The organism is Sulfobacillus sp. TH-112, from assembly GCF_057473405.1.
Genome location: NZ_JBYCKN010000042.1, coordinates 1 through 12,640, shown reverse-complemented (window position 1 = coordinate 12,640; position 12,640 = coordinate 1). Strand labels below are relative to the sequence as shown.

The following is a 12,640-nucleotide window of genomic DNA, read 5'->3' as shown; positions in this document are numbered from 1 at the left end:
GGTGCGCGTTTTGCATCATTTACAGCATGAGGGTGAGGCCACTTTTTGGTATGTCTATCATCAGTGGATTAGAAGCTTCGTGACCTACTCTTATGAGCGCAGTCATCATTATGCTCCCACCGTACGCCGGCAAATCATGAGCCTTAGGGACATTGACGGCGACTTGGCTGATGACGTCGAATCCGCACTGGTTGACGCATCGAGCGTCAAAGTGGCCTTGATGAAAGTCGAACATCTTTGGAAAAAATATGGCGAGGTTCAGCAGTTGCCACTCGAGTTTGCACCACTCGAGGTATTGAATGAGTAACTTAGGGTGGCTCCTCGGCGTTAATGTACTGTGAAAGTTAACGGCTATTTCAAAGGATGGATTTGCATGCGTCCCGCTCGTCTGAGGTCCCGCGGATTTGCTCTGGGCATCATGAGCATGATTCTTACCGGATGCGGTACTCTTTTACCCCACAGTACGGCGATTGGATCCATCGCGAATTCGCGCGGACAAGATTTTCCGGTCGTTCAAGCCTCTCCCCCTAATCCGACAGTAGTGGATTTTTCTTCGATGCAATGGGGGCTGGTGGGTATGGGACATGAGGTCATGGAAACTCAAAATGGCGGGAAAAATTGGTCATCGCGTTCCTTGCTGCAGAAAGATCAAATTCCGACGGCCATTGATTTTTTGTCCCCACAACGCGGTTGGGTGGTAGGGTTAACTGAAAATCAAAGAACATCGTCCTTAGCACTGCTCTACACCACCGATAGCGGCCATGATTGGCAGGCAGAGTTGCGGGCAGCGGGAGATCGGGCTCACATTGACATGCTGTCGAGCCAATCAGGGTATGTGATCTTAGGCAATAGGTTGTATCGGACCTTCGATGGGGGGAAACGCTGGCGTACATTGAGTGTCAAATTCCACCATCGCCCCCAGCAGATCGATTTTGTTACGCCCGAGGAGGGATACGTCACTTTTCAGGGATCGCATCAGGATTACTTGATGGTCACCATGGATGGTGGAATAATCTGGTCGCCGGTCTATCAGACGCGGAGTACTATTGGTGAGATCGATTTTTCGTCTCTTCACACCGGTGCAATCCTTATCGACGGGCCCTCGGGTGCTCCAATGGTGGGAGAATTGCTCAAGACCACGAATGGTGGTGCAACCTGGAGTGTGGTGGCAGGAGCGAATCTTGCTAAATGGGGAAATACCCCCGCGACCGGGTTCCCGATGGCCAGCAGTTATAGCGGTACCGGCCAGGGATGGATTGCCCTTAGTAGTGGAGCGATGGGATTTCAGTCGTCTGGCCTCATGATCACCGCTAACGGAGGAGAGTCTTGGCGCGCGGTGGGTGGACCGCAAGGCTGGAACATCGTCAGCATGGCCATGGTCCGACCGGGCAAAGGATGGATATTGCTTACTAATGCCGCCAATGATGGCCCTGTGTTGTTGAAGACCGTTGACAATGGTCAGCATTTTACGTCAGCATGGTCACTGTCGCCCATGGTGGTTGATATGGTGAGTCGGTCGAGGGGCTACGGACTGGGGGACGGGGCTAATAATGGCGCAATCATGGCGACCACGAATGGCGGAACGACATGGAATGTCGTCGACGCCAATCCTCCAGGAATCTTTAGCGCCATATCTTTTCACGGTGTGATCGGGCTGGCTACAACAATAGCGACAACGCCAGCCGGTAATTACGAGGTCAAGATCTACCGGACCAATAATGGTGGGCGCAGTTGGCATGTTAAGGGGGTAGTGCCCTCGGATTTCACGGAAAACCTAAAGCTTCTCAGCACCAACGATGCCATCATGGGCACGAATAGTGGACTATATCTGACGCAGGACGGCGGTATTCGGTGGACGGCAATGAGCACCGCGGCCAATTTTAATGTGCAAACCGCGGACTTTGTATCGGCAGCCGATGAGTGGAATGTTGAAGATGATAAGGCGGACCGGATCCTGCAGTTGACCTTTAGTGCCAATGATGGCAAAACCAGTCGGATTGTTTACACGTGGCCTCGTCATCACGACATCACCTATTTGGGTTTGCCTGTGATAGATTTTCTGAATCGTCGTCAGGGATGGGTTGAGGTGACGGCCATTCAAGAGAGCAACAGTACCTTTAAGAAGCCTGGAGACGACCGGGTGTTGCACAAGACTATGATACTGAACTACCTTGAAGAGACAACTAATGGAGGTAGGACCTGGATACGAACTTTTTTACCGGGGGATCTCAATTTAGTACACTTGGATTTTATCAGTCAGCAATGGGGATTTATGACCGCTAACAATGCCATGTACGTTACTTCTGACGGCGGGCGATTTTGGCACCTAGTGGCAAAAAGCCCACTGGATTTTCCGTAGGATCTGCATAATTGGAGGTAGGATTTTGCCTAACACAGGACAAAGCGCTACTATTTAATTAAATAAAGGTGCAAAGTTGCCCTAAAGGTCGCAGATCGAGGGGGGAGCATGATGCCAGATTTCGACCACCTGACGGTGGTTTTTCAACCTATCGTGCATCTTGTCACTGGAGACGTGATCGGATACGAGGCTTTGGGGCGGATTAAGGGGCGGGAAGGCGAAGGATTTGCTCCGGTATTGCAGCATGCTCGCATTAAGGGGCAGTTGAATGAAACGTATCGTAGGTTACAGTGTTTGTCTATCGAAGAAGGACAGAATCGTCCGACAGGTTCGCAACTTTTTTTGAACGTTCGACTGAATAATTTATCAGAATTATGCCGGTTAAACGACGATTGGTCGCAAGTGGTTCTCGAAGTGCCCGAGTCGGACCGACGTCTCGAACGATGGGGAGCGGAACTGGCTCCCATGCGGAGTTTAGGTGCCGCTATTGCCATTGATGACTGGGGAGTGGGCACTGCCGATCCCTTACGCTTAATCCAGTTGGAGCCCCAGTGGATTAAGATTGATGTAGCTCTCATTAAGCAACTGGGGAATCCCGATGTGGACCGCCTTATCGCACTTTTAGTGCGATGGGTTCGGCGCGATACCCAGATTATTGCCGAGGGGTTGGAACAGCCGCAACAAATCGAGCATTTGCGGCAGTTAGGGGTTCGGTATGGTCAAGGGTATGGGCTCGCCCATCCCAGCCGAACGTGGATCGCACATGTCGCCACTCCGCATGTATCGCGTAGGATAGTCGGACTTCGCCGCATGGGATTGGCCCTTGCGGAAGCAAACACCTTAACCGATAATACCTTAGCTCTGGTGGAAGATTCTCTGGAAATTCTGGGAGCTCATATACGCCCAGGCGTGGTCAAGATGGCTGAGTGGATTGATGGGACGATGATGAGTCATCATCTGGCGATTTTGAATCGTACGGAGTATGAGGCTACACTGTTGGATCACTTTCAACAATTGACTCGTGGGCGTCTTGATGAAGGGGACATGGAACGTGGCATAAAAATGGCTCGGATGCATCAGGAATTCGGTATAGATCTATCCTATTATGTGACTGCCTATCGTCGTTTCGAAACGTTTGTCAGCGAAGCCTTAATGCGGCACGGTCATGGTCAAGTGGTGCCGAGTTTACGGAACCTATTTAATTGGGACCAAAGCGTCGTGCTACACGCCTATCAAGAATTACTGGATCGCGATGCATTGACCGGAGTACTGACACGGCGGGCATTTTTCGATCGCGTGCGGCGTGATGTTCGGCAAACGCTGTCCGCATCACCCAAATGGGTGATGGGAATTATTGATATCACCGGGTTTGGACGTCTAAGTCAGACCAAAGGCCGGGTGTACGGCGATCACGTCCTCTCGCAACTGGGTATCGCATTTCAGGGATTGATGACCTCGAATGTGGCCATAGGGCGTATTGGTGGGGACGAATTCATCATATGGGGACCATATGCTGACACTCGAAAGCTGCGCCTCGATGTGAGTCGGGTCCGTCAAAAGTTGCAATCATATGCGTTACCGCTGGAGGTTCATCTGGGTCTTTCGGTTTGGGGTCGCGATGGCCAGACGGTGGAGGCCCTATACGCGAGAGCCGATCATCGGTTGCGACAGCACCATCCTAAAACAGAGGCGCGCGGATAATGGGTGGCGATATGCGGGTTTAACCCAACTACCGTGCAACACTTAGTGGGTCTAAAAGGACGTGACCGATGTGCAAGAGACGGACGATCAGTGGTCTCAAAGGGTTTTGAGATCTTTTGAGAACGCTATAAAAGTGGTGCCGATAGAGCGTCGAGAGCTTCTTATGAAGGACGTTTGCGAAGAAGTTGATCGCCTGCGGGCGTCAAGACAGTCTGTGGACGCGAAGGAAGTGGAGCGGAGCATAGAAGAACTTATGGAAAAAGTGGTCGTTTCAGCAGGGATGGATGCGCCACCTCCGACGGGCAAAGTGACCTTAAGGGAGTGGCTGACTCCGGGTCTTCTCCTGCTTGGAGGATTTATCGTCATTGTAGGATGGGTCATTGGCATTGTCTTTTTATGGTCGTCTCCTAAGTGGACCAAGTGGGATAAGGTCCTCGCTACCATGATTTGGCCGTTTGGATATTTTGGCGTCATTGTCGTATATGGGCTTGCGGGCTCCGTGGTGGCCGGGCAAGCGCCGAGAGACGCTGTTTCGGTGACCATGGGTGCCGTTGCTGTGGCGCTACTGGCACCAGTGTACGTGTTGGTGCGATTGTATCGTAGGTTGGTACAGTATCCGAGGATCCAACTTGGAGCTCCGTGGTGAGCATAGGCATATATGGGAAAAAACGGATCTGACTACCATTGCCTATTTTCAGTGAAGGCGTATCATAAGGATAAGCGAGGTGAGTATAGTGGGACGGATTTTAGCAGGGATTGGGATCGTGGTGAACTTATTTCTCCCAGGATTAGGATCGTTAATTATGGGGAAATGGACTAGTGGCGGCATTCAGGTTGGAGTCGTAGCCATTGTGTGGTTGTTGAAACTGGTCAGCTTTGGTCTTTTAGGCTGGTTTCTGTGGCCGGTCACTGGAGTGGTATGGATTTGGGCTCTAGGTGGCGGCATATTAACCTACATCGAAAGAAGTCACAAGAAGGCGTTAACCGAGCCGCGCTACTAAGCGCGGCTTTGTGGCGGTTCGGTAGTATATTCGGCCAGTCGCTTGCGCCATTTGTCCGGGACGGGCTTAGGCTTTTGCTTGTCGTAATCGAAATAGACTAAGGTTGTGATACTGGTCAGCGCTAATTGATGCGAGGGTTCGCGATAGAGATAGTGTACCATGTCAAAACTGGTGGTACCGATGCGAGAGATCCCCGTTTCAATGCGCACTTGGTCGCGAAAGAAGACTTGGTTGACAAAATCGAGATGAGCCGCGGCCATGATGAGCGGCATATCATCGGGTTCTAGTAGGTCTTCTACAAACTTCATGCGAGCTTCTTCTAAATAGGTGAGATACGTCGCGTTATTGACATGCCCTGCGATATCGGTTTCACCGAATCGCACCCGAAGTTCGATATGATGCACAAAATCCCTCCTTGTACTGGGTTACGTGAACCGTGAACCGTGAACCGTGAGCGGTGATCTGCTGGCTTTTTTTCTGAAGATAACCTATGTATCATGTATCGTGCGACCAGGCTTTGGGTTCCCCAGATCTCCCGCCGGTTAGTATAGCATAGCGGCAAGACCTCTTGAGATGTTTGGTATTATGTGAGGGCAGGGGGGCATGTGGGTGCGTATTGTGGAGGTTATTACCGGTGGAGAGGTTGGCGGTGCCCAACGTCACGTGGTGGAACTGACCACATTTTTAGTCAGTCAGGGTCACCAGGTGACACTGGTGCACGGTGGCGGCCGCTGGATTGACAGTGTAGTCCCTGAAAGCGTCCATAAAATTTATTGCTCCAGGTTGGTGCGTGACGTGAATGTGCGAGTTGATTTTGGAGCGGTTGTGACGCTAATGGCTCTATTGCGCGATGCCACTCCTGACGTGGTGCACTGTCATAGTTCTAAAGCGGGGATTCTTGGTCGGATTGCAGCGTGGCGCTTGCACATACCTTCTGTTTATACGGCACATGGCTATGTGTTTCAAGATCCTACTCGTAGCCGCAGCAACCGTGCCGTATTTCGGGTAATCGAAGCGTGGGCCGCTAAACGTAGTACAGCTATCATTACGATGACGGATGATGATAGCCGATTTGCCCAAAGATACCTACCCTCGACGGCGGTGCATCAAATTGTCAATGGCGTGCTAGCGAGAGAACAGCTAAGGCAGCACGCCCACTCACCTCAACGAATCGGATTTTTGGGCCGCTTTAGTCCCGAAAAGGGTTTGCCGGACCTGTTGGCTGTGGCGGCGCGTCAGTCTGAGTGGCACTGGATCATTGCCGGTGATGGCGAGATGCGCGACATTGTACAGAGCTATACGAGCCGTTACCCTCACATCTCGTGGATCGGGTGGGTGGATGATATCGATGCGTTTTTTGATGACATTGATGTATTAGTTCAGCCGTCATATAAAGAAGGAGCACCGTATACGGTGCTGGATGCTTTTGCCTGCGGCGTTCCCGTGGTGGGTACCGCCGTGGGCTCGATGACAGAGATGATTCATCGAGTGGATAGGGCGTTGCTCTATGAACCGGGAAATAAAGAGGCTTTCATGCGCGCTATTGATTATGCTTTAGACCACCGCGAGCGCCTTGTGGAACAATGTCAAAGGGTTCAACGACAATTCTATGCATTGTCCGACCAACTCCACCGTACAGAATCGGTGTTGCAGGCTGCGGTGTTGTCATGACTCGTGTGGCCGTACTGACCCGAATTTCTGAAAATGGGCCCATGCAAGGGGACCGGAATCGCTTAGGAGGTCTCCTGGCGGCATTGCGATCGCTGGGATGGGATGTCGATGTGATTCATCTGGGCAAGGACGCTCGTATCGAGCGCACTCCATTTGTGGCCTGTAGTCCCTATTTATGGCGTCCGCATTATCGGGCTCCCGACCTGCAGGTGGATGGGGTGATCGCTTTTCAACTCTCTTGTGCTCCGAGCGCGCTTAGTGTCGACGCAGGCTGGAGGATGCTTGACTTAACCGATAGTCTGGATTGGTACCGTAAGCACCTCGGGTGGAATGCCCGCACTATGCTTAAGCAGGCCACATTAGCGGGAATCGGGCGAGAAGAACTGCGATTAGCCAAGCAATTTGACCAGGTGTTGGTGAGCGCAGTGCCGGACGCTGAGTGGCTCTTGCAGCACGGCTTAAAAACGACGGTCATTCCGAATGGTGTACGCCTGAAGATGATGCTTGAACCCGGTGATAGTCGGCATTTAGTGATGGTAGCCAATTTTTCATATCTCCCTAATAGGCTAGGTATCGAGTCCTTTTTACGAGTCATATGGCCATATTTGGAGAGTCATCATTATCGACTGACGTTGGTTGGGGCGGGAAGCGAGATACTGGATGTGCCGAATGGAGTGGTGGCGATGGGATTTCAAGAAGAGATCCTGTCAATATATCAGGCGTGTGGAGTGGCCATATCTCCGGTGAGGGTAGGTGCAGGTTCACAAAACAAAATTCTTGAGGCGATGGCGATGTGTCGTCCCGTATTGGCGCATCAAGAGGGTATCCCGGGATTATCACCCGAGGAGCGTGCCGCCGTGATTGCGGTGGATGAAGACCCGGGTTCGTGGCTGGCGGCACTTAATGCATTGCAGGATGAACGCTATTATCGGTCCAAGGCCCGTGCCGGGTATGATGCAGTGAAGTTATTTCGAGACCAATTTGTGGATGGCTTGCGCGATGTGCCGCTTTCTATCGGGAAGTGAGAAAATATACCAAATATACCATCGGATCCAGTAACCTTTGTCTGTCTAAGTGCGTTAATCTAATAAGGCACAAGGATGGAGTGGCGATGGGTACGAGAGAGAAATTGGCAATGATATTATGTGGTGTGCTACTGGCGGGTTGTGGAGTAACCTACCCTAAGCATCAGGGGGCAGTGAAGCTTGTACCGGCGCTGAAGGACGGCCTTATGCAAATCACTCACCAGACCGAGCTTCCCCTCTACGCTCCCATCAAACTCTTCATTCCGATACATGGCAAGATGAGTGGTTATAGCTTTGCAACCAAAAACAGCTATGGAATCACATTGGTCGATGGGTTGTCCCATCCTATGCCTTTTAATTCCAGCCCGTTGGCTGCATACCAAGATGGCAAAGAAATCTTTTCTTATAGTGTCATACGTTCATCCTCACGAGCTCACGTTTCGATATGGGCGTTGCTGGCGTCGTACAGTTTAATGGGACCGGCGGGACTGCCTAAGTTAACTGGCGGCGCTACGCGGCTTTCCCATGGCAGAGAGGCGCATTGGGATCAAAAACTGCACCTCATTTGGTGGTATCAATCGCGATGGCTATTTTTGGTGGAAGCCAAGAGCCAAACACAGGCTACGGCCACAGCCCGTCAACTAAGTCAGGAGGTGACACCACAATTACCTGGGGCTCATGGGCTTTTTGTCTCCGTACCGCAAGCAACCATAGCTGACTGGGATCAAAAGCAGGACGTCATTGCCATTGATGATGCCAAGACCTCCTCTACGGGATTGTTAAGTCTTGTGGAAAGTTACCGTATTATTCCTCGCCTTGAGCTTGGGAAAGTTGCGCAATGAGTGTTGCACTGTCAAGTCGTTTTCCGACGTAGAATGGTCCGAAGTCGGCAAATCGTGCACTGGCTTCATCGAAGCGCATTTCATAAATAAGCTTTTTAAACGGCAGTGGGCTCTTAGCATACAGTGTGACGCCCCATTCCCAATCATCTAAGCCCTGAGAGCCAGTGATAACCTGGATTACTTCATCATGATATTTATGTCCGACGATGCCATGGTTCTTCATGAGGTCCGCGCGTTCCTCTCGAGACGTCATGTACCAGTTGTCGTCACCTTGGCGACGCTTGTTCATGGGATAAAAGCACAAATAGTCAACATCTGGAATGGAAGGTTCGAGTCGGTAGCGTAAGGTGGTATGAATTTGCTCTTCAGAAATTCCTCGAGCCAGATATTTGGACAACTCGACCATCGAAAAATACGAGTACGTCCGGTCCATAACGGAGCCGACCAGGCTGCGGTCAAGAGCCTGTTCCAACTCCCCTAAACGTCCGGCGTCAGAACCAAAATGCATGAAAAGCACATCCGCCTTGTGTCCCAAAATGGCGTATAAGCCAAAGGTGCCTTCCTCGGGAGTAATGGACTGATATTGGTCAAGGAGGTGGTGAAGTTCTGCCAGTGCCCGACTTTGATACTGGATGGGATACTGGCGCCATTTAGCCCAGTTGATGCGACGAAAATCATGTAATGCGTACCAGCCTTCGAGTGTTTCTATTGGTTCACCCATAAGATTTCCTCCTTGAATATGTATACCGTTGATCGGCCGTACGCCTCAATTATGTCTCCTAGTATAGCATAGAGAGACCGCATTCCTTGGGCGAGAGGACTCCCTATGCTGAGCACCATCGCCATTAGATGGTGGGGGTGGGAAGAAGGTCAATAGATTGTGCTAATGCCAGCCCGGCAGCGCCAAGAGCTACGGACGAAAGAGGGGACGATGATAGCTTAACCGCCCGATTATTCATGAGAGCTCTTGTGGCGATAATGTCCTGGATATGGGGGAAAAGGACATCGGCCGCCTCGCCAATCGTTCCTCCCAAATAGACTGTGTCTGGATTGAGCAAATTCAGCAAGTTGACAAGACCAATGCCAAGGTGTTGTCCCAACTCTTGGAAGGCATTCTCAAAGATGGCCTCTCCGAGGCGAGCTCGAGCCACGCTCTCCTCAATAAAATTGGGTGGCAGCGGTACTTCAACTTTCGCGCCAGCGGCCCTCAAGTGCCGCGCTAGAGATCGCTCTGAAGCATATTGCTCCCAGCAACCCACACTGCCACAGGAGCAGTCACGACCTGTGTCACGGACGGCGTGATGTCCTGCTTCGCCGGCTAAACCGTCTGCTCCTCGGTAAAGCTGCCCATTGATAATAATCCCTGCACCAAGCCCAATTCCCGCGTTGATAAAAATGAGATTGGGAATGCGGGTAGTAAGATATTCTGACCAGGCTCCACAATTGGCGTCGTTGTCGATGAATATGGGAAGTGACTCATGGGCTCCTAGCAATTCGCGCAGATTCCAATTGGTGATACCCAGGTTTGGCAAATAGAGCGCTCGTCCTTCCTGGTGATTCACAAGGCCGGGGAGGCCAATGCCAATGCCCATAATTCCATGGGGGCTATCAGGGCAGTGCATTTTGGCGCGTTGGATTTCATCGAGTAATACGCGGATTAAAACAGTATCACCTAACGGTTGATCTGCTGGAGAAACGTCGCGACGTTTCTCCATGATGACTTCACGGGCCGCATTGATGACGACAGTGGTAATGTGGGTAATTTGTACATCTAATCCAATTACGTAGCCGGTATTGGCGTTGAACTGTAACATTATCGGTTTGCGGCCACCGCTTGAGGTTCCCATCCCTACTTCAGTGACGTAACGCTCGGCAATTAATTCATCGACTAGAGAGGAGACCGTCGCCCGATTTAATCCGGTAGCACGCGAGATATCGGCACGAGAAATCGTATGTTCAAGATATAAAAGGCCAAGTACAATGCGCTTATTGACGTTGCGCATGACAGATGCATCGACCGTTGTCGACATGGCGCCCACCTATCTTCAGTTATTAGGGAAATATTTGACCAATTTGCAAAGGATTGCAACAGGAACTTAATTAGTATAACATACATACGAAGTCTATTGATGGACTTGATGCAATATTTAGAAGGAACCGTGTTTTTGGGGTTTTCGACACTTGTGAGTCAATCCTCAGGAGGGACAACGATGCACATTGGAAAAGCATCATTAGCGGCCGCAGCCGCGTTAGCGACCATGGCGGCCTTAGCAGGATGTGGAAGTACTAGCACATCGGCTGCAACAGGGAAAGTCACGGCGACCAGTGCCCAACCATTAGTTATGGCGCCAGCGCCTTATGGATCTTATACCGACAACTTTAATCCATTTTCTACTGCAAATAACCCAGGAACCGATGGTTTCATCTACGAGCCGTTGTTTTATTTTAGTACCGTCAGTAGTAATCAGTACGGTCTGCTTGGCAAATCCTATGCTTGGAGCAATGGTGGCAAGACCTTAACGGTGGATCTGAGAACCAATGTAAAGTGGACCAATGGAACCGCCTTTACATCGAAAGATGTGGTCTATACTTTTGACCTTCTCAAAGCCAATCCTGCATTAGACACCAACGGGGTCTGGACAAAGCTTTCGTCGGTCAGTGCGCCGAATTCGAGCACCGTGGTCTTTCAGTTTAGCTCAGCGGACGTTCCTTTTGGTGTGTACGTGTTAGAGACGTATATTGTTCCGCAAAGTATCTGGTCAAAGGTGAGTGACCCAGCTAAATTCCTGAATTCTGATCCGGTCGGCACTGGCCCTTACGTGCTTTCGTCGTTTACATCAGAAGTTTATAAGTTTAAGCCAAACGAAAACTACTATTTGGGCAAGCCTAAAGTACCGGAGATTGAAATTCCCGCGTATGACACCAACGATGCCTTGAACGAGGCGCTTGCCGCAGGACAAATTGGATGGAGCGGGCAGTTCATTCCCGATATTAAGGGTGTGTACACCTCGAAGAGTCCCAACAACAACTACTGGTTTGCTCCATACGAAGTAGTGGGATTATTCCCCAACCTCAAGAATTCGATTTTGAGCCAATTGCCTGTGCGTGAGGCCATTAATGTCGCCATTAATCGGCAGCAGCTGGGTCAGAAGGGGGAATACGGCTACGAAAAGCCAGCCAGCCCGACGGCGCTAGTGTTGCCGTTCCAACAGAGCTATCAAGCGTCGAACCTCCCCAGTTCCGAAACCTACAATCCGACCAAGGCTGAGTCGATTTTGGAGCATGCCGGGTATAAGAAAAATAGCGCTGGCGTATTTGTTTCCCCTTCAGGGCAACAGCTATCGTTTACCATTCAGGTGCCGTCCGGCTGGTCCGACTGGGATGCCGATACCGCCATTATGGCTCAAGAGCTGACCTCGATTGGCATCAAGACCACTGTGGACCAAGATGCTTATGGCGAATATGTGTCTAACCTACAAGGTGGGAAGTACACCTTGGCCATGACATGGACCAATCCCGGACCCACACCGTATTATGCACTGTATAATGCGCTTAGTCCCTCGGGAGACTGGAACGTGGAAGGTTGGAATAACGCGGCTACCACGGCGGCGTTAAACCAATACGCTGGGACCACCAACACGGCGACCCAAACGGCCGCAATACAATCGGTGGAAAAGGTGATGGTCAACGATCTTCCGTTTATTCCGTTGCTGGATGGAGCACTATGGGATGAGTACAGCACCTCGAATTACACTGGCTGGCCAACACAGTCCAATCCTTATGTAACCAATGCGCCCTATAGTTGGCCTGCACCAGAAATTGTAGTCATGCACTTGAAACCCAAGTCCTAGAGTAGATGCTGCAACTTTGACAAGCGCTATGATGAAGGGGGCCCGTCGGAGATTTCTTCATGAAATCTCCGATGGGTCCGTCTTGAAGAAGGAGGACAGGCGCCATGCGCTACATGACCCAGAAGCTTATGTTTTTTATAGTGTCTTTGTGGGCGGCCATGACTATCAATTTTGCTTTACCTCGAATGCT

12 protein-coding genes are annotated in these 12,640 nt (G+C 50.9%); 9 read left to right on the top strand and 3 right to left on the bottom strand.

The annotated features are described in order from the left end of the window. The 5 genes from ACOJWD_RS02780 to ACOJWD_RS02760 form a co-directional block, all read left to right on the top strand. Window positions 1-307 (top strand): hypothetical protein (locus ACOJWD_RS02780; RefSeq protein ID WP_486991699.1); only part of this gene is annotated, 307 nt, incomplete at its 5' end. Window positions 308-373: 66 nt separating this feature from the next. After that, window positions 374-2,359 (top strand): YCF48-related protein, encoded by a 1,986-nt coding sequence (locus tag ACOJWD_RS02775; protein ID WP_486991698.1) that lies wholly within the window; start codon window positions 374-376, stop codon window positions 2,357-2,359. Between the two features lie 111 nt (window positions 2,360-2,470). Next, window positions 2,471-4,060, top strand: coding sequence for an EAL domain-containing protein (locus tag ACOJWD_RS02770; RefSeq protein ID WP_486991697.1), 1,590 nt, complete (start codon window positions 2,471-2,473; stop codon window positions 4,058-4,060). Window positions 4,061-4,130: 70 nt separating this feature from the next. After that, window positions 4,131-4,706 carry a hypothetical protein gene (locus tag ACOJWD_RS02765; RefSeq protein WP_486991696.1) on the top strand — a complete coding sequence of 192 codons (576 nt, stop codon included), beginning with the start codon at window positions 4,131-4,133 and terminating at the stop codon, window positions 4,704-4,706. 79 nt (window positions 4,707-4,785) lie between these two features. Continuing rightward, on the top strand, window positions 4,786-5,061 hold the full coding sequence (locus ACOJWD_RS02760) for a hypothetical protein (protein WP_486991695.1): 276 nt from the start codon (window positions 4,786-4,788) through the stop codon (window positions 5,059-5,061). On the opposite strand, the gene ACOJWD_RS02755 is transcribed toward ACOJWD_RS02760, so the two are convergent. Continuing rightward, on the bottom strand, window positions 5,058-5,465 hold the full coding sequence (locus ACOJWD_RS02755; protein WP_486991694.1) for an acyl-CoA thioesterase: 408 nt from the start codon (window positions 5,463-5,465) through the stop codon (window positions 5,058-5,060). The genes ACOJWD_RS02760 and ACOJWD_RS02755 overlap by 4 nt on opposite strands. Before the next feature lie 205 nt (window positions 5,466-5,670). Between ACOJWD_RS02755 and ACOJWD_RS02750 the strand changes: the two genes are divergently transcribed. The 3 genes from ACOJWD_RS02750 (at window position 5,671) to ACOJWD_RS02740 (ending at window position 8,599) form a co-directional block, all read left to right on the top strand. Then, window positions 5,671-6,732, top strand: a complete 1,062-nt coding sequence (locus ACOJWD_RS02750) for a glycosyltransferase (RefSeq protein ID WP_486991693.1) — start codon at window positions 5,671-5,673, stop codon at window positions 6,730-6,732. Beyond that, window positions 6,729-7,757, top strand: a complete 1,029-nt coding sequence (locus ACOJWD_RS02745) for a glycosyltransferase family 4 protein (RefSeq protein ID WP_486991692.1) — start codon at window positions 6,729-6,731, stop codon at window positions 7,755-7,757. The genes ACOJWD_RS02750 and ACOJWD_RS02745 overlap by 4 nt, the downstream gene beginning before the upstream one ends. Before the next feature lie 86 nt (window positions 7,758-7,843). Continuing rightward, a complete protein-coding gene (locus ACOJWD_RS02740; RefSeq protein WP_486991691.1) occupies window positions 7,844-8,599 on the top strand; it encodes a hypothetical protein in 756 nt (251 codons plus the stop codon). On the opposite strand, the gene hemQ is transcribed toward ACOJWD_RS02740, so the two are convergent. Together hemQ and ACOJWD_RS02730 are read right to left on the bottom strand one after the other, a co-directional pair. Continuing rightward, the gene (hemQ, locus tag ACOJWD_RS02735) at window positions 8,562-9,320 is read right to left on the bottom strand and encodes a hydrogen peroxide-dependent heme synthase (protein ID WP_486991690.1); all 759 of its coding nucleotides are present in this window, start codon (window positions 9,318-9,320) and stop codon (window positions 8,562-8,564) included. The genes ACOJWD_RS02740 and hemQ overlap by 38 nt on opposite strands. A 124-nt stretch (window positions 9,321-9,444) precedes the next feature. Beyond that, a complete protein-coding gene (locus ACOJWD_RS02730) occupies window positions 9,445-10,629 on the bottom strand; it encodes an ROK family transcriptional regulator (protein WP_486991689.1) in 1,185 nt (394 codons plus the stop codon). A gap of 180 nt (window positions 10,630-10,809) precedes the next feature. Between ACOJWD_RS02730 and ACOJWD_RS02725 the strand changes: the two genes are divergently transcribed. Beyond that, window positions 10,810-12,450 carry an ABC transporter substrate-binding protein gene (locus ACOJWD_RS02725; RefSeq protein ID WP_486991688.1) on the top strand — a complete coding sequence of 547 codons (1,641 nt, stop codon included), beginning with the start codon at window positions 10,810-10,812 and terminating at the stop codon, window positions 12,448-12,450. Window positions 12,451-12,640: the final 190 nt, after the last annotated feature.